This window comes from Salmonella sp. 32070601201500089SM (assembly GCF_017573605.1).
GTDB lineage: Bacteria > Pseudomonadota > Gammaproteobacteria > Enterobacterales > Enterobacteriaceae > Salmonella > Salmonella enterica.
Genome location: NZ_JAGETK010000023.1, coordinates 1 through 17,159 on the forward strand (window position 1 = coordinate 1; position 17,159 = coordinate 17,159).

The 17,159-nt window shown below is 52.6% G+C and carries 16 protein-coding genes, 1 rRNA gene and 1 pseudogene; 9 read left to right on the forward strand and 9 right to left on the reverse strand.

What is annotated here, in order from left to right:
* Positions 1 to 4: 4 nt before the first annotated feature.
* The 3 genes and pseudogenes from rrf to J4728_RS22805 all read left to right on the forward strand — a co-directional run bounded on the left by rrf (position 5) and on the right by J4728_RS22805 (position 2,189).
* Positions 5 to 120 (forward strand): 5S ribosomal RNA (gene rrf / locus J4728_RS22795).
* A gap of 208 nt (positions 121 to 328) precedes the next feature.
* On the forward strand, positions 329 to 784 hold the full coding sequence (locus tag J4728_RS22800; RefSeq protein ID WP_000985653.1) for a DUF4385 domain-containing protein: 456 nt from the start codon (positions 329 to 331) through the stop codon (positions 782 to 784).
* A 103-nt stretch (positions 785 to 887) separates the two neighbouring features.
* A pseudogene (locus J4728_RS22805) lies at positions 888 to 2,189 on the forward strand (MFS transporter).
* On the opposite strand, the gene J4728_RS22810 reads toward J4728_RS22805, so the two are convergent.
* From J4728_RS22810 to trxC, 5 genes are all read right to left on the reverse strand, one after another.
* Positions 2,186 to 2,509, reverse strand: a complete 324-nt coding sequence (locus tag J4728_RS22810) for a YfiM family lipoprotein (RefSeq protein WP_001264478.1) — start codon at positions 2,507 to 2,509, stop codon at positions 2,186 to 2,188. The pseudogene J4728_RS22805 and the gene J4728_RS22810 overlap by 4 nt on opposite strands.
* 44 nt (positions 2,510 to 2,553) lie before the next feature.
* Positions 2,554 to 3,909, reverse strand: coding sequence for a CDP-diacylglycerol--serine O-phosphatidyltransferase (gene pssA / locus J4728_RS22815; RefSeq protein WP_000949286.1), 1,356 nt, complete (start codon positions 3,907 to 3,909; stop codon positions 2,554 to 2,556).
* Between the two features lie 114 nt (positions 3,910 to 4,023).
* On the reverse strand, positions 4,024 to 6,684 hold the full coding sequence (gene pat, locus J4728_RS22820) for a protein lysine acetyltransferase (RefSeq protein ID WP_000082639.1): 2,661 nt from the start codon (positions 6,682 to 6,684) through the stop codon (positions 4,024 to 4,026).
* 53 nt (positions 6,685 to 6,737) lie between these two features.
* The gene (gene tapT / locus J4728_RS22825; RefSeq protein ID WP_208212472.1) at positions 6,738 to 7,418 is read right to left on the reverse strand and encodes a tRNA-uridine aminocarboxypropyltransferase; all 681 of its coding nucleotides are present in this window, start codon (positions 7,416 to 7,418) and stop codon (positions 6,738 to 6,740) included.
* A gap of 72 nt (positions 7,419 to 7,490) precedes the next feature.
* A complete protein-coding gene (gene trxC, locus J4728_RS22830; RefSeq protein ID WP_001098732.1) occupies positions 7,491 to 7,910 on the reverse strand; it encodes a thioredoxin TrxC in 420 nt (139 codons plus the stop codon).
* A 203-nt stretch (positions 7,911 to 8,113) separates the two neighbouring features.
* Here trxC and J4728_RS22835 point away from each other — a divergent pair, with 203 nt between their 5' ends.
* Positions 8,114 to 9,151, forward strand: coding sequence for a tRNA/rRNA methyltransferase (locus tag J4728_RS22835; RefSeq protein ID WP_208212474.1), 1,038 nt, complete (start codon positions 8,114 to 8,116; stop codon positions 9,149 to 9,151).
* Between the two features lie 115 nt (positions 9,152 to 9,266).
* On the opposite strand, the gene ung is transcribed toward J4728_RS22835, so the two are convergent.
* Entirely contained in the window at positions 9,267 to 9,956 is a 690-nt protein-coding gene (ung, locus tag J4728_RS22840; RefSeq protein WP_000179978.1) for a uracil-DNA glycosylase, read from the reverse strand.
* Between the two features lie 318 nt (positions 9,957 to 10,274).
* On the opposite strand from ung, the gene grcA reads away from it, so the two are divergent.
* Positions 10,275 to 10,658 carry an autonomous glycyl radical cofactor GrcA gene (gene grcA / locus J4728_RS22845; protein WP_000627811.1) on the forward strand — a complete coding sequence of 128 codons (384 nt, stop codon included), beginning with the start codon at positions 10,275 to 10,277 and terminating at the stop codon, positions 10,656 to 10,658.
* Between the two features lie 61 nt (positions 10,659 to 10,719).
* Here grcA and eamB read toward each other — a convergent pair whose 3' ends face one another.
* Positions 10,720 to 11,307, reverse strand: coding sequence for a cysteine/O-acetylserine transporter (gene eamB / locus J4728_RS22850; protein ID WP_000188410.1), 588 nt, complete (start codon positions 11,305 to 11,307; stop codon positions 10,720 to 10,722).
* Positions 11,308 to 11,409: 102 nt separating this feature from the next.
* Here eamB and J4728_RS22855 point away from each other — a divergent pair, with 102 nt between their 5' ends.
* Positions 11,410 to 12,309: a LysR family transcriptional regulator gene (locus J4728_RS22855; RefSeq protein ID WP_001526875.1), complete on the forward strand. Its 900-nt coding sequence runs from the start codon at positions 11,410 to 11,412 to the stop codon at positions 12,307 to 12,309.
* A 17-nt stretch (positions 12,310 to 12,326) separates the two neighbouring features.
* On the opposite strand, the gene srmB is transcribed toward J4728_RS22855, so the two are convergent.
* Positions 12,327 to 13,661 (reverse strand): ATP-dependent RNA helicase SrmB, encoded by a 1,335-nt coding sequence (gene srmB / locus J4728_RS22860; protein ID WP_000219174.1) that lies wholly within the window; start codon positions 13,659 to 13,661, stop codon positions 12,327 to 12,329.
* Positions 13,662 to 13,790: 129 nt separating this feature from the next.
* Between srmB and trmN the strand changes: the two genes are divergently transcribed.
* Positions 13,791 to 14,528, forward strand: a complete 738-nt coding sequence (gene trmN / locus J4728_RS22865) for a tRNA(1)(Val) (adenine(37)-N(6))-methyltransferase TrmN (protein ID WP_000083343.1) — start codon at positions 13,791 to 13,793, stop codon at positions 14,526 to 14,528.
* Here the strand turns inward: trmN and nadB are convergent.
* Positions 14,513 to 16,135, reverse strand: a complete 1,623-nt coding sequence (gene nadB, locus J4728_RS22870) for an L-aspartate oxidase (RefSeq protein ID WP_023201324.1) — start codon at positions 16,133 to 16,135, stop codon at positions 14,513 to 14,515. The two genes, trmN and nadB, sit on opposite strands and share 16 nt — an antisense overlap.
* Positions 16,136 to 16,398: 263 nt before the next feature.
* On the opposite strand from nadB, the gene rseD reads away from it, so the two are divergent.
* Positions 16,399 to 16,563: a rpoE leader peptide RseD gene (gene rseD, locus J4728_RS22875; protein WP_014344135.1), complete on the forward strand. Its 165-nt coding sequence runs from the start codon at positions 16,399 to 16,401 to the stop codon at positions 16,561 to 16,563.
* Entirely contained in the window at positions 16,560 to 17,135 is a 576-nt protein-coding gene (gene rpoE, locus J4728_RS22880; RefSeq protein ID WP_000003307.1) for an RNA polymerase sigma factor RpoE, read from the forward strand. Before rseD ends, rpoE begins: the two co-directional genes overlap by 4 nt.
* Positions 17,136 to 17,159 lie beyond the last annotated feature (24 nt).

Consider the following 17,159-nt stretch of genomic DNA (forward strand, 5'->3'; position numbering starts at 1 on the left):
TTTGCCTGGCGGCACTAGCGCGGTGGTCCCACCTGACCCCATGCCGAACTCAGAAGTGAAACGCCGTAGCGCCGATGGTAGTGTGGGGTCTCCCCATGCGAGAGTAGGGAACTGCCAGGCATCAAATAAAACAAAAGGCCCTGTCGGAAGACAGGGCCTTTTGTTTTTGTCTGTTTCTGCCGGATGGCGGCTCCGCCTTATCCGGCCTACAGGAATTATCCCGCCTACGAAGCTGGTGTTCTTGTAGAACCGACAAGAGTACATCCCACCCAATCGTTAACGATGAACTATCCTTTACACGTGCTTATATAAGCAGTGAGGATTTTCATTGGCTATCAAACCTTTTAACTACCAGCAGGACTTTTCCAGCATTGACTTCCGCCAGCAGCCTGAATTGTATCAGGTTGGACGAGGCGAGCAGGGGGTGCTACTGGTTGAACCCTACAAAAGCGAAATTCTTCCTTTCTGGCGCTATAAAGATGAAGCATCGGCGATGAAATCCGCAGAACAGATCTACCAGTTGTTCGAAGCTTACCGGCAGCAGGATGATTTCGTTGGTATGGACATGGCGCGTAAATTTATTCAGATGGGATACACCCGCGCCAGGCGATACGCTAACTATAAAGGCGGTAAAAAGTATGCAGAAGACGGCAGCCTGAATACACGGGGTAATGATCCTATTAAGGCCGCGGCGGCAACGGTTTTCAAAGGTTGGTGGGATAAAATCCGTCAGGACGAAGACTATCTGAAACGGAAACGCCAGCATCAGGCACGGTGGGGATAAAAATTAGCAAACAAATAATTAACACTTTATTTACTTTTGGGTCTCGCGTAATCTGAATCTCCAAAATAAAAGGCCGATTAAGCCTGGCAACAAGGAGAACAGTATGGCAGAAATTATTCAGCGTATAGATAAAAACAACGCTGAGGCTCCGGAGATGCGGCGACGCATATGGGCTATCGTGGGGGCCTCTTCCGGAAACTTAGTGGAATGGTTTGATTTCTACGTCTACTCTTTCTGCTCGCTCTATTTTGCACATATCTTCTTTCCTTCTGGTAATACCACTACTCAGCTTTTGCAAACGGCAGGCGTCTTTGCCGCCGGTTTTTTAATGCGGCCTCTCGGTGGTTGGCTGTTTGGACGCATTGCAGATCGACGCGGGCGCAAAGCCTCAATGTTGATTTCGGTGTGCATGATGTGCATGGGGTCGCTGGTGATTGCCTGCTTACCTGGTTACGATACCATCGGCACCTGGGCACCGGCGCTGCTACTTATTGCAAGGTTATTTCAGGGGCTCTCGGTAGGGGGAGAGTATGGGACCAGCGCGACATATATGAGTGAAGTTGCGCTTGAAGGTCGTAAGGGATTTTTCGCCTAGTTTCAGTATGTTACGCTTATCGGTGGCCAACTACTGGCATTGCTGGTCGTTGTGATTTTGCAGCAGGTTCTGGAAGATGCTGAGCTTCGTGCCTGGGGATGGCGTATTCCCTTTGCGCTGGGCGCCGTGCTGGCGGTTGTGGCGTTATGGCTACGTCGCCAGCTGGATGAAACCTCGAAGCATGAGACTCGCGCATTAAAAGAAGCCGGTTCGTTGAAAGGTTTGTGGCGTAATCGCAAAGCCTTTTTGATGGTGCTTGGTTTCACCGCGGCAGGCTCGCTGTGCTTTTATACTTTCACCACCTATATGCAGAAATATCTGGTAAATACAGCAGGTATGCATGCCAATGTCGCCAGCGGCATTATGACGGTCGCGCTGTGTGTTTTCATGTTGGTACAGCCGTTATTCGGCGCGTTATCCGATAAGATTGGCAGGCGCACTTCTATGCTATGTTTTGGCGCGCTCGCGACGCTTTTCACCGTTCCAATTCTCTCCGCGTTGCAGAATGTGACGTCGCCTTATGCCGCATTTGCTTTAGTGATGTGCGCGCTATTGATTGTGAGTTTCTATACCTCGATTAGCGGGATCCTGAAAGCGGAGATGTTTCCGGCGCAGGTTCGCGCCCTGGGCGTCGGTTTATCCTATGCGGTAGCAAACGCGTTATTTGGCGGCTCTGCGGAATATGTCGCGCTGTCGCTAAAATCTGTCGGTATGGAGAGTTCGTTCTTCTGGTATGTTACCGCGATGGCCGTTCTGGCTTTCCTGGTTTCGCTGATGTTGCACCGTAAAGGAAAGGGCTTGCGCCTTTAGTATCGCGCCATTTGCCAGATAGCGTAACCGGTTGTCGCGCCAGCGACATCCCAGACAAAATCTTTCCAGCTCCAGCCGCTGCCTTCCGGGCGGCTGTCCCAGAGTTCTTTTGAGGCTCCGAGACTCAAAGAAAACATCAGCCCTATCGCTGCGCTGCGGTCAGGGCTTACTCCCTGGTGACGCGCATACTCATTACCGGCTGCCGATAGCATCGCTGATGCCATAAAATGTTGGGCTTTATCCTGGCCGCTCCAGCGGTCGTTAGCCAGATGGCTGCACCCGGAGAGAAACAACACCGTAAAAGGAATCAACACGCGCACCAGTTCACTCCTAAGAGAAAACCCCGTACAGGACGGGGCTTCGATTACAGGATACGGCTAATTAATCTGTCGATGCGGATCCGGCGCAGACGGCGAATCAATTTACGCACTTTTATCGGATAGTCGGCAATGCTCTGCAGGTCACGATAATGTTTTACGATGGTTGTGTGCGTTCGGATAAGTTCCAGCTCTTTTTCCCGCTGAGGGGCAAGCTCCTGCTTAGGATCGTGGATCAGAATGGCGTTTTCCAGATCCAGACGCCAGGCGCGGGGATTCAGATTGTTGCCGGTGAGTAGCATCCATTTATCATCTACCCACATCCCTTTCAGATGATAGGTATTGTCGTCATCTTTCCACAGACGCACCACAAGCTGATCGGTATTGACGTAATACTGTAAACGGCTCAGGAAGCGGCGCAGGTTAATCTCATAGAGATAGGGCAGCGCGCCAATGATCTTGAACGGTTCATCTTCCGGAATGTAAAAATCATTCGCGGTTTTATCGCCAACAATGATTTCGACTTTCTTTCCGTCGCGCAGTAGCTGAATAATATTCCGCACCAGCACCGCTGGTAGATTGAAATAAGGGGTACAAATGGTGAGCTTATGCTCCGCACAGGGCATGAGATGGAAAATGGTTTTGTTCAGCAGACTGGATTTGCCAAGCCCGACCAGCGGCGTAACGGAGAGTTGCTCGTCATTAGCGTCACCCTGAAAATGATATGACGCATCACGCAGCTCCTGACGGTATAAGCGGATATCGTTTTTAATCTCCGGGCTTTTCGGACGCTGGGTATTATCCAGACGATTCACACCACGGCCATTCATCAGATTTTGCGTCACCCAGTCAAACATGATGTCTGCCATTTGCCGATTGCGAATCAGCTGGTAGCGATCGTAACGATATTTGTCATGCTGATGGAGATAGACATCGTTCAGGCTGGCGCCGCTGTACAGGACGCTATCATCAATGATAAAGCCTTTAAAATGCAGTACGCCAAGCGCTTCTCGCGTATTAATCGGTACGCCGTAAACCGGGACATCAATGCCGGGGTTTTCCTGCGCCAGTCGGCAATACCAGTCTGCATTGGTATTCGAGGCCGCTGCGCCAATGCGCCCGCGTTGCGCGCGATGCCAGTCGACCAGCACCCTCACGTCCAGTTCAGGACGCTGCCGTTTAGCCGCATAGAGCGCGTCGAGTATACCTTTACCCCCATCGTCCTGTTCCAGATACAGGGCAACGATACAAATACGCTGCGTCGCGCTGGCGATTTTCTCCAGCAGTGTCTCCCGAAAAGTAGCAGGAGTATAAAAGAAATCTACATCATCAACTGACTGAGAAATCTTAGGGAGTTGGGCAAGGTGTTGTTGATGTTTATTACGCTTAAATTTTGACAACATCACAGTGCATTTCTTCTCTGTTCATTGAAGGGTCCTCTGTGCTATGCAGACGACATAAGCGAGCAATAATAACATCAGTACCCGTTAAAGTGGTCAACATTTCCAGTACATTACTCACGATTCATCACATTTGGCCAGATTCAGCGTCAATCCCACGATGCCCTCTTCGAGCTGAATATCGACCTGAAATCCCAGTTTTCTGGCCAGCGCGACCATGCCGCGATTGTTTGGCATCGTAATACCGTTTAGCCGCTTCAATCCGTGATCGCGAGTATAGGCAATCAATTTCTCCATTAAACGGCGTCCTAAACCCAACCCTTTAAGATCTGAACGCACCAATACGGCAAATTCGGCATCTACGTTGTCTGGATCGGAGATCGCGCGCGTTACGCCGAGGATCTCTTCAGCGTTGTCCATCCGCCTCACGGCCACAAAGGCCATTTCTCGATCGTAGTCGATCTGCGTCATGTTGGCTAAATCTTCATGGGTGAATTCGTTGATCTCGCTGAAATAACGGTAGTAAAGATCCTCTTTGGTGACCTGTGCGATGAATTGTCGCAGCTGGGGCTCATCTTCCGGCAGGATAGGACGGAACAGGCAGCGATCGCCATTTTTCATCTCCACCCACTCTTCAAGCTGGTGGGGATAGGGGCGTACCGCAAGTCGACTTTCGTTATCGCCATCAAACGGGGCAATATCCAGCGTCACATCCAGCGCGGTAAACTCACTGGCGGAAGCCAGCAGCGGATGGATATCCAGACGCTGAATTTCCGGGCAGTCGACAATCAGGTTTGAAACCTGGACCAGCAATTGGCTTAAACCGACAATATCCAGCGGACGCAGCGCGCTACGGGCGCGAATTTTCCGCTGTTTAATGCCCTGAATCACCAGATAGCGCGCCAGGTTCATGTTGAGCGGCGGCAGCGCGACGACAGCCTGCTCTTCCGGACGCCACTCTACGCCGCCTTCACCCAACATAATCAAAGGACCAAACACCGGATCGTGCTCGACCACCACACGAAGCTCCTGCGCGCCGGCGCGGTTAGCCATGCTTTGTACCAGCAAACCGTGAATCCGCGCTTGCGGCCAGGCCATCTTTACACGATCAAAAATGGCGTTCGCGGCCTGTTGTACCTCGCTTGCGGTCCGCAGGTAAAGCATGACCCCCTGAACTTCAGATTTATGCGGAATGTCGGGCGAGCGCAGCTTGAGAGCTACCGGATAGCCTATCTGTTCGGCGATATGCACCGCTTCAGCGCTGTCGCTGGCAATCCAGGTTGGGAGCGTGTGCAGCCCATAGGCGTGTAAAATCGGCTGTACTTCATGGGTATCCAGTGAGGCGGCGCCTTCCGCAATCGCCCGCTGTAACAGATTATGCGCCTCAGCGGTATTGGACGTCAGGTTACTCGGCAGCGCTGGCGTTTCTCGCAGTTGCTTCTGGTTACGCCGGTATTCCACCATATGCATAAACGCGGTAATCGTGCCTTCCGGCGTACGGTAGGTTGGTAATCCGGCTTCGCTGAATAGCCGTCTTGCCTCCTGAGACGAGAACTCGCCGCACCAGTTTGTCAGCAGCGTAACAAACTTGCCTCTGGGGTGGCGCTTAATCGTCTCGATCAGGGCATGGGCGCTTTCCGTACCCGGCGCGGCAGCGCTGGGAGAGTGGATAACCATAAGCGCGTCAAAATCCTGACTGGCGAGCAGGATATCCAGCGTTTTGACGTAATGTTCGCTGCTGGCGTCATCACACAGATCCAGTGGATTGGCAATATCAATGTGCGCGGGAAGCGCCTGCCGTAGTTGCAGGCAGGTCTCTTCGCTCAACGTCGCCAGCTTGCCGTTACGCGACCACAACTCATCTAACGCCAGCGCGGCAGGCGCGGCGCCATTGCTGATGATCATCAGTCTGTCGCCGCGTAGAGGACGCATATGGCTAAGTGTTTCGACGGCGGAAAAAAGCTCGTGCGTATCCTGGACTCGCAGCAGGCCTGCGCGCTGGATGGCCGCATCCCACGCAGGGTCCATTCCCGCGCTGGTATTAAGTAAACGCTGGGCTGCCGGGCTTCGGCCGCTTTTAATCACCAGAATCGGTTTGTTACGTGAAGCGCTACGGGCGGCGGAAACAAAACGGCGGGCGTCGCTTAACTGTTCCAGATAGAGCAAAATCGCGCTGGTCTTGCTGTCGCGCGCCAGATAGTCCAGTAGTTCATCGACATCAATATCCAGGCTATCGCCCAGCGCGATAAAGTAGGAAAAGCCCATTTCACGCTGTTGCGCCCAGTCAAGAATAGTATTGGACACGGCGGCAGACTGGGAAATAAAAGCGAGCTTGCCCTGTTTAATCGGGACGGGAGAAAAGCTGGCATTCAGCCCTTGCCACGGCGCGAGGAGCCCAAGACTGTTTGGACCCAGCAGACGCATTTTATAATGCCGGGCACAGGCAAGAAGTTCTTCATGTTGCGACGTGGGAGCAGAAAGGATAATGCACGTTTTACAACCTTTCGCGCCAAGCGCGTCCAGTAACGCCAGGTTACGGCTGGCGTTAGTGCATAAAATAGCCAGATCGGGGGTGAAAGGAAGACTGGCGATATCCGGCCAGGCCATGACGCCTAAAACGGCTTTCCAGGCGGGCGTCACGGGAAGGACGGGGCCATTGAATCCGCCCGCCAACAAGTTACGCATCATCAGGTAACCCGCGCGGTGGGGCTTCATTGATGCGCCAATCACCGCGATCGATTTTGGTCGCAGTAGCGCTTCCAGTCCTTGCTGGCTCATACCGGTTTCCCTTACACAGAAGTAACCGGATAATTTTAAACGCTTTCGCTATTTTATGCTGTGACGTTTCCCGGATGTTGCGTTTTTCCTGCCAGATAGCGCGTTTTGAAACGGGTGAAATGTTCACCTAAACTGGTTGCCGCCTCGGTATCTCCCGCCAGATCTAACAACGCTATGGCGACTTCGGCGGTACAATATTGCCCTTCGGCATGGATTTCACGCAGACGATAAGCTGAAAGACGCGATAAATCGACGGAAATGACCGGCAGATGATCCAGATAAGGGCTTTTACGAAACATTTTACGTGCTTCGGGCCAGGTGCCGTCCAGCATAATAAACAGCGGCGGTTTCCCGGCGGGCGGGGTGGAAATGACCTCGCGCGCTTCGCCGGCGTAGGACGCAGGAAAGACCACTATCGGTTGATAATCCGGATGCTGTACCAGCTCCAGCAACGCCTGCGGCGGCTCGGTACGCGACCACTGAAACGCCGCGGTATCCGGCAAAATATCGGCTATCAGCCGGCCGGTATTGCTGGGTTTCATCGGTTCAGTGTCAAACATGACCAGACAAAAACGGCTTTTCGCCTGAGAAGGCGTTAACGTATCACACAGGCAAGGTTTTAGCGGCAGCAGGCAGCGTTGACAGCGGCGAACCCGATTGCCTCTGGCAAGAAAAGGGCGAGTAGCGCGCGCAAGCCGTTCGGCGCGTAACTGAAGGACAGCGTTATTGGTCATAGAAAGCGTTTGCGGAGAAAAACGCTATTGTGGCAGAGGTGAAAACGGGGCACAAGATGCGCCCCGTGGCGTTTACAGCGCTTCGTTCAGCCAGCTGTCGAAAGGCGCTTTAGGCACTGCGCCATTAAGCATATCGACCACCTGTCCATGTTTAAAAATCATAATCGTCGGGATGCTGCGGATACCGAAACGGGCGCTGAGTTCCCGTTCCGCCTCGGTATTCACTTTGACGAAACGGACTTTACCGCTGCGCTCTTCTGCGACATCCTCGAAGATTGGCGCAAAGTTACGGCAAGGGCCGCACCAGGGGGCCCAAAAGTCGATCACCACTGGAAGATCGTCCTTCAACAGTTTGTCCAGCGTTTCGCCGGTCGCATTAATGACTTCTCCGTCAAACAACTCATGACCGCAGCGTCCACATTTTGCCGCATCCTGAAGCCGATCGTCGGGGATGCGGTTAATGGCCTGACAATGGGTACAAACGGTGTTCATAGCTAACCTCTGAATACGTCGGAAGACGTCCCGCTACGCGCGGGATGTTTCTATAATGTTACATATTATCGAGGAGTCTGTGCTAAACAACAATGTGTTTTATTCAATGAGTACAATAGTCGCAAGCTTTTAAACGAAATCATGGCTAACCGGATGCACATCGGGTAATCTTCGCGCTTCGCGCAGCGCTGGTGGAGAAAAGCATGAACGATGAATTAAAAAACAAAAGCGGCAAAGTCAAAGTGATGTATGTCCGTAGTGATGATGACTCTGATAAACGCACCCATAACCCGCGTACCGGGAAAGGGGGAGGCCGCCCAGCAAAGTCTCGCACTGACGGTGGACGTCGCCCCGCCCGTGATGAGCGAAATAATCAGAGCCGTGACCGTAAACATGAAACTTCGCCGTGGCGCACCGTGTCCCGCGCGCCAGGCGATGAAACGCCTGAGAAAGTCGATCATGGTGGTATTAGCGGTAAAAGTTTTATCGACCCTGAAGTTTTGCGTCGCCAGCGTGCGGAAGAGACGCGCGTCTACGGTGAAAACGCCTGCCAGGCGCTATTCCAGAGCCGTCCTGACGCCATCGTGCGCGCATGGTTTATCCAAAGCGTAACGCCGCGTTTTAAAGAGGCGCTGCGCTGGATGGCGGCGAATCGTAAAGCCTACCATGTGGTGGATGAAGCCGAACTGGCAAAAGCTTCCGGGACTGAGCACCACGGTGGCGTGTGTTTCCTGATTAAAAAGCGTAACGGTACGACCGTTAAGCAATGGGTAAAGCAGGCGGCGGATCAAGACTGCGTGCTGGCGTTGGAAGATGTCGCTAACCCGCATAATCTGGGCGGCATGATGCGTAGCTGCGCGCACTTCGGCGTGAAAGGCGTGGTGGTACAGGATGCGGCGTTGCTGGAGTCCGGCGCGGCGATTCGTACCGCGGAAGGCGGGGCGGAGCATGTCCAGCCGATCACTGGTGAAAGCATTGTTGACGTACTGGATGATTTTCGTCAGGCGGGGTACACCGTGGTGACGACGTCCAGCGATCGCGGTCAGGCGCTCTTTAGTACGACCCTGCCGGAAAAGATGGTGCTGGTCTTAGGCCGTGAATATGACTACCTGCCGGAAGCGGCGCGCGAACCCGACGATCTGTGCGTGAAAATTAACGGCACCGGGAACGTGGAAAGCCTGAATGTGTCGGTTGCGATAGGCGTACTGCTCGCCGAGTGGTGGCGACAGAATAAAGCGTAAGGGCTGCAGCCCGGTGACGCAACGCGCGCCGGGCCAATGATGTACTTTCTACCGCCCGGTCAGACAAGGCGCTTTCGCGCCGTTATCCGGGCGATAAAACGGCGAGTCGCCAACGTTATTCACTCTCAGCCGGTAATACTGGCGTCCAGTCGATAGTTTTCTCGCCGTGTTGTTCCAGCCATTGGTTCGTTAGCGCAAAATGGTTACAGCCAAAAAATCCGCGGTGCGCAGAGAGTGGCGAGGGATGCGGAGCTTTCAGAATATGGTGGCGCTGTGGATCAATAATCGCGCCTTTCTTCTGGGCGTGCGAGCCCCACAGCAGGAAGACGACCCCTTCGCGGTGTTGGTTAATCAGGCTTATCACTTTATCCGTAAAGGTTTCCCACCCCAGGCTGGCATGAGAATGCGCCTGGCCTGCCCGTACCGTGAGCACCGTATTCAGTAACAGTACGCCCTGGCGTGCCCAGCTTTCCAGATAACCGTGCGCGGGGCGGACAAAGCCGGGAATGGAGGCTTCCAGCTCTTTGTACATATTCACTAATGACGGCGGGGGAGCGATCCCAGGACGCACGGAAAACGCCAGACCATGTGCCTGGCCGGGGCCGTGGTAAGGATCTTGTCCCAGGATCACCACCTTAACGTCGCCCAGTTCCGTGAAGCGAAAGGCGTTAAACACATCTTTTTGCGGCGGGTAGACCGTGATACCCGACTGACGCTCGCCAGCAACAGTGTGAAGCGTATTGATAAAGTAAGGTTGCTGTTTCTCATCAGCCAGCACATCGTGCCAGGTTAACTCAGTCGCCATCTCGCTCTCCTGCGAATTTCCAGTTCCCTTAGCTTAACTGCTTCTTTCTGCAGTGCAAAATCCTGCGTGCTACAAAAACGGTTACCTACAAAAGATAGTTGAAAATTTATGTAAAAAGTTTATAGGTCTGAATGGTGTAAGTTGATGTAAAACAATAAATTCCCTTCATCACCCTTTTCATGGTGTGGTTTTTATTGATTTAAATCAAAGAATGAAGGGTGATCGAAGGGTATATATACACTCAAGCAACAATGGTTTTACCAATTGGCCGGGATTAGGCCGACCGAAATCAAATAATTTTGCCTGGGGAGGCATCACATGATTACAGGTATCCAGATTACTAAAGCCGCTAACGACGACCTGCTGAATTCCTTCTGGCTGCTGGACAGCGAAAAAGGCGAAGCGCGCTGCATCGTTGCAAAATCCGGCTTTGCTGAAGATGAAGTTGTGGCTGTCAGCAAACTGGGCGAGATTGAATACCGTGAAATTCCGATGGAAGTTAAACCGGAAGTACGCGTTGAAGGCGGTCAGCATCTGAACGTTAACGTTTTGCGTCGTGAAACTCTGGAAGATGCGGTTAAGCATCCGGAAAAATACCCGCAGCTGACTATTCGTGTTTCTGGTTATGCGGTGCGTTTTAACTCCCTGACGCCGGAACAGCAGCGCGATGTTATCGCTCGTACCTTTACCGAAAGCCTGTAAGGCTTATCCGGTAATAACAAGCGGAAGAGGCCGGGCCTTTTCCGCTTTTGTTTTATTTGGGTCAGTAAAAAATCCGCACCGCGCAGTACACCAGCAGTAACGCCAGAATGATATTTAACTGGCGACCATAATGGCGAAACGCCCGCTGAAACAGATGTCCCGCCAGCGCCCAGCACACATTACCGAACGTGCCGATCAATGCCAGCAATATACTGACGCCGATGACCCAGTTCAGCGCCTGCGTTTGCGGTAAAACAAATGTAGACAGAGCGGTAATGCCGTACAGAATAATTTTGACGTTCACAAACTGCAGGCCAAAGCTTACCCAAAAGCCAACCGGTTTTGGTCTGACCTTCTCATCCGCCGCTGGACTGGTGGCAATTTTCCACGCCAGCCACAGGATATACGCAGCCCCCACCCAACTGAGTAAATGAATGATTGCCGGATCGATAACCGCAAGGGAAAACGCGATCCCGGCGCACAGCAGCATGACGACCAAAAATCCCAGACTCATACCTGCCAGTACACGAATACTCTGCCGAAAACCATGTGCAGTTGCTGCGCTAAGCGCGAGAATATTGTTAGGGCCGGGGGTAAGGGCGGTGATTAATGTATAAGTCCAGAAAGCGCTTAAAAGCATCGGTGTCACTTGTCATCTCCTCTGTTTTAGCAGACAGTACCCGATATGAAATATTTAAAAAAATGAATGTTTTTTAATTCTGAATTCGAGATTTTCGATAGGTTGGTGGTTATGGATCTGCGTCGGTTTATTACGCTGAAAACGGTAGTGGAAGAGGGCTCGTTTCTGCGGGCTTCGCAAAAGCTGTGCTGCACTCAGTCGACGGTAACTTTTCATATTCAACAGCTTGAACGTGAGTTTTCCCTGCAACTGTTCGAGAAAATAGGGCGCCGAATGTGCCTGACCAATGAGGGGAAAAAGCTGATGCCGCATATCCATGAACTGACGCGTGTGATGGAGTCGATTCGTGAAGCCGCAAGACAGGATGCGGAACCCGGCGGAGAGCTGCGCGTGGCGACAGGTGAAACCTTACTGGCGTACAAAATGCCGCAGGTTTTACAACGTTTTAAGCTGCGAGCGCCGAATGTCAGATTGTCGCTACAGTCGCTGAATTGCTATGTGATACGTGATGCGTTGCTGAATGACGAGGTCGATCTGGGCGTTTTTTATCGCGTAGGTAATGATGACGCGCTCACGATGCAGCAATTGGGGAAGCAGTCGCTGGCGCTGGTGGCCTCTCCACTGCTACAGGATGCTGATTTTACGCAGCCAGATCAGCATATTCCCTGTAGCTTCATCATCAATGAACCGCAATGTGTCTTCCGCCAGCTGTTTGAAAGTACGCTACGGCAGAGGCGGATTACGCTGGAAAACACCATTGAACTGTGGAGTATTGAAAGCATTAAACAGTGTGTGGCTGCTAACCTGGGCATCAGCTTTTTACCACGTTTTGCCGTTGAACGAGAACTTAGTACCGGTCAGTTGAAAGAGCTGCCGTTTGGCGCGCCGTCGCTATCGATCATGGCGCTGTGCGCCCATCATGCCGGGAAAGCGGTCAGCCCGGCAATGCAGATATTTATGCAGTGTATGGAGGCGTGTTTTACCGTGGAAGATAAAAAAATGCCGGGTTAACGAACCCGGCATTATCATCACTCTTCGCTGGATTGCTCCTGCATTTTCGTACCGCTTGGCTTGCGGCGCTTACCGATATTTTTTGTATCGCGGTGACGTTTCTTCACGCGCGGCTTCTCTTTTTCTTTCTCTTTTTTCTTCTCGGCGCGTTTCGCCAGCACTTTTTTCGACGGTTTGCCGGTCAGCTTTTCGCTGGGCGCACGCGTGGTCGGGCGAAGCTCATCAATGACGCGCGCTTTTAGCGGCTCTTCGATGTAGCGACCGATTTTCAGCAGCAACAGATGGTCGTGGGCTTCTACCAGCGAGATTGCAGTGCCTTTGCGGCCAGCACGGCCTGTACGACCAATGCGATGCAGATAGGTATCGCCACTGCGCGGCATGTCGAAGTTAATGACGTGGCTAACGTCAGGAATATCAATCCCGCGTGCCGCGACGTCGGTTGCGACCAGCACGTTAACGCGACCGTCGGTGAGACGCTTAATACCTTCGTTACGTTTGATCTGCGCCATCTCACCTTCAAGATAGCAATTGTTGATCCCTGCCAGACGCAGCGTTTCAGCCAGTTCATGGACGCGTTCACGTTTACGTACAAACACGATAGAACGGGTTGCATCGTCTTGTTTTAGCAGGTGCTTCAACAGCGCAACTTTATGTTCGAAATTGTCTGCACGGTAGTACCACTGGTGAATTTTCTTACGCTCGCGGGTTGACGGATTGGCGGAAACCTCAACCGGGTCTTCCAGCAGGCGCTCGGCAAAATCTTTAATCGCATCGCCTTCCAGCGTGGCGGAGAACAGCATCGTCTGTTTACGCCAGCGGGTCTCACCAGCGATATGTTCAATGTCCTGAGCGAAGCCCATGTCGAGCATCCGGTCAGCTTCGTCAAGGATCAGTGTTTCAACCGCCCGGCAGTCAAAGTTCTCTTCTTTTATATATTGCAGCAGACGGCCCGTTGTGGCGACCACGATATCCTGGTTTTCGCTAAACACTTCAGCATGGTTCATATAGGCCACGCCGCCGGTAATCGTGGCGATATCCAGATGAGTATGCTTAGCCAGTTCACGAGCGTGATCGGCAACCTGCATTGCCAGTTCGCGGGTTGGCGTCAGGATCAGAATACGCGGCGGCCCCGATTTTTTACGCGGAAAGTCGAGCAGGTGCTGCAACGCCGGCAGCAGATATGCCGCCGTTTTACCGGTGCCTGTCGGCGCAGAACCGAGTACATCACGGCCATCGAGCGCAGGCGGAATGGCGGCAGCCTGAATGGCGGTCGGGCGAGTGAAACCTTTATCCTGGAGGGCATCCAGCAGGCTTTCGTCGAGTTCAAGTTCGGAAAAAGTCGTTACAGTCATGTTCTACCTCTGTGTGGGGCGCTGATTATAGACGTTACGGCCGCAATCTTCATCTGTTTGTATGGATATCCCTTCTCAGGTATTGTTTTCACCCGGCGCTGTCGCCGTTTTTTGCAAGGTTGTTTTTACATGTCTCAGTCTGGCTCCGTTCTTCGTCGTAACGGATTTACGTTTAAACAGTTTTTTGTCGCACACGATCGGTGTGCGATGAAAGTGGGAACTGACGGTATTTTACTCGGGGCGTGGGCGCCGGTCGCGGATGTAAAGCGAATTCTGGATATCGGTACTGGAAGCGGTCTGCTGGCGTTAATGCTGGCGCAGCGGACGGATGACAATGTGCCTATTGACGCCGTGGAACTGGATGCCGGGGCTGCCATGCAAGCGCAGGAAAACGTGGCTCACTCTCCCTGGCCGCATCGAATAACGGTGCATACTGACGATATTCAGCGTTGGGCGCCTCGCCAGACGGTACGCTTTGATCTTATTATCAGCAACCCGCCTTATTACGAACCCGGTGTGGAATGCGCCACGCCGCAGCGGGAGCAGGCGCGTTATACCGCTACGCTGGATCACCAGACGTTATTGGCTATTGCGGCGGATTGTATTACCGAAGACGGCTTTTTTTGCGTAGTCTTGCCGGAACAAATAGGTAACGCTTTTACGCAGCAAGCGCTCAACATGGGATGGCATTTGCGATTACGTACTGACGTTGCGGAAAACGAAGCGCGCTTGCCGCACAGGGTTTTGCTCGCATTCTCCCCGCAAGCCGGGGAGTGCTTTAGCGACAGATTAGTAATTCGCGGGTCAGATCAGCATTATTCTGAAAGTTATACGGCGCTGACCCAGGCATTTTATCTGTTTATGTGAGGCGTTAACGGCGAAAGGAACGATGGGCCTGATTCAGCCAGTTGTTGCGGATAATCCAGCGTAAAGTGCAGCCCCCGGCTCTCTTTACGCATCATCGCGCAACGCACAATCAGTTCGGCCACTTGCACCAGATTGCGCAGCTCCAGTAAATTATTCGAGACGCGAAAGTTGGCGTAATACTCGTCAATCTCTTGTTGCAACATAGTAATACGCCGTAGGGCGCGCTCCAGCCGTTTTGTCGTGCGCACAATCCCCACATAGTCCCACATCAGCAGGCGCAGTTCGTGCCAGTTATGCTGAATCACCACCCGCTCATCGGCGTTCTCCACGCGGCTTTCATCCCAGGCGGGAAGGACGTCAACGCTGTGGACAGAAGGCATTCGCCTGTCGATATCTATTGCTGCGGACCAGCCGTACACTAAGCATTCCAGCAACGAGTTGGACGCCATACGGTTAGCGCCGTGCAGGCCGGTGTAACTGACTTCGCCAATGGCATATAAGCCGTCTACATCGGTACGACCATAATCATCGACGACCACGCCGCCGCAGGTATAGTGCGCGGCAGGAACAACGGGAATCGGTTCTTTGGTTAAATCCATCCCCAAATCGAGCAGTTTCGCATAGATCATCGGGAAGTGCTGGCGGACAAAATCGTCAGGCTTGTGGCTGATATCGAGAAACATACAGTCTGCGCCGAGTCGTTTCATCTCATGGTCAATAGCGCGGGCGACAATATCGCGCGGCGCCAGCTCGCCGCGTTCGTCAACGTCCGGCATAAACCGTGAACCGTCCGGACGTTTAAGGTATGCGCCTTCGCCGCGCAGCGCTTCGGTAAGGAGAAAATTACGCGCCTGCGGGTGATAAAGGGCAGTGGGATGAAACTGGTTAAATTCCAGATTAGCGACCCGACAGCCCGCGCGCCAGGCCATCGCGATACCGTCGCCGGAGGAAATATCCGGGTTAGTGGTATATTGATAAACCTTTGAGGCGCCACCGGTCGCCAGCACCACCGACTTCGCATGACAGGTTTCAACCCATTCTTTATTGCGATTCCAGATCCAGGCGCCGACGACCCGGCGAGGCCCCGGTAGACCCATTTTATCGGAAATAATTAAATCAACGGCGTTGCTGCGTTCCAGCACCTGAATATTAGGATGATTTTGCGCCCGACTGACCAACGTGGTTTCGACTTCCTTTCCGGTAGCGTCGGCGGCATGAAGGATACGGCGATGACTATGGCCGCCTTCACGCGTGAGATGATAGCTCTCCTTGCCGTTTGGCTGGACATGCGTATCAAACAGGACGCCCTGATCGATAAGCCACTGCACGCAGGTACGGGCGTTGCTGGCGACAAACTCCACCGCGTGGCGATCGCAAATTCCGGCACCGGCAATCAGCGTATCTTCGACATGCGACGCAATACTGTCGGTTTCATCAAACACGGCGGCAATACCGCCCTGCGCATAAAACGTGGAGCCCTCGCTCACCGGCCCTTTACTCAGGACGATAACCTTATGCTTTTCAGCCAGACGCAGCGCCAGCGAGAGTCCGGCCGCTCCGCTGCCGATAATTAACACATCACAGGACAGTTCAGGAGTTGTCATCATGGTTCTTGTTTAATTTACTAAACATGGTTGCGGCAGATTAGCACTATATGGCGCTAAAAAGCACGTTATGATTTCGCTGGTGTTGTGCTTATTAAACATAAAATAAAAATACGGCGAGAGATAAACGGCAAAAAATATTTTATAGGGCAGGGTGTTAGCGTCGGATTTTGTAGTGAAATAAAGATGCTGTTAGGTTACTCTGCAAACGACGAAATGGGCATTTCTGTACAGATAGTGCGTTGTTCAGCATCTGTAGACTTATAATGGAAGATAAGACCTGTCTACAACATGACAAACAAAAACAAATGCGTAACGGAACTTTACGAAACATAGACACTCTAACCTGTTGCTTGCTCATAGTGCGGCTTATGGAGTGGCGTTTCGAAAGCGCGTGGAAATTTGGTTTGGGGAGACATTACCTCGGATGAGCGAGCAGTTAACGGACCAGGTCCTGGTTGAACGGGTCCAGAAGGGAGATCAGAAAGCCTTTAACTTACTGGTAGTGCGCTACCAGCATAAAGTGGCGAGTCTGGTTTCCCGCTATGTGCCATCGGGCGACGTTCCCGATGTCGTACAGGAATCATTTATTAAGGCCTATCGCGCGCTGGATTCTTTCCGGGGGGATAGTGCTTTTTATACCTGGTTGTATCGTATTGCGGTCAATACCGCGAAGAACTACCTGGTTGCGCAGGGGCGTCGTCCGCCTTCCAGTGATGTAGACGCGATTGAAGCAGAAAACTTTGAAAGCGGCGGCGCGCTGAAAGAAATTTCGAACCCTGAGAACTTAATGTTGTCAGAAGAACTGAGACAGATAGTTTTCCGAACTATTGAGTCCCTCCCGGAAGATTTACGTATGGCAATCACCTTACGGGAGCTGGATGGCCTGAGCTATGAAGAGATAGCGGCTATCATGGATTGTCCGGTGGGGACGGTGCGTTCACGTATCTTCCGGGCGCGGGAAGCTATTGATAATAAAGTTCAACCGCTTATCAGGCGTTGACGATAGCGGGATACTGGAAAAGGT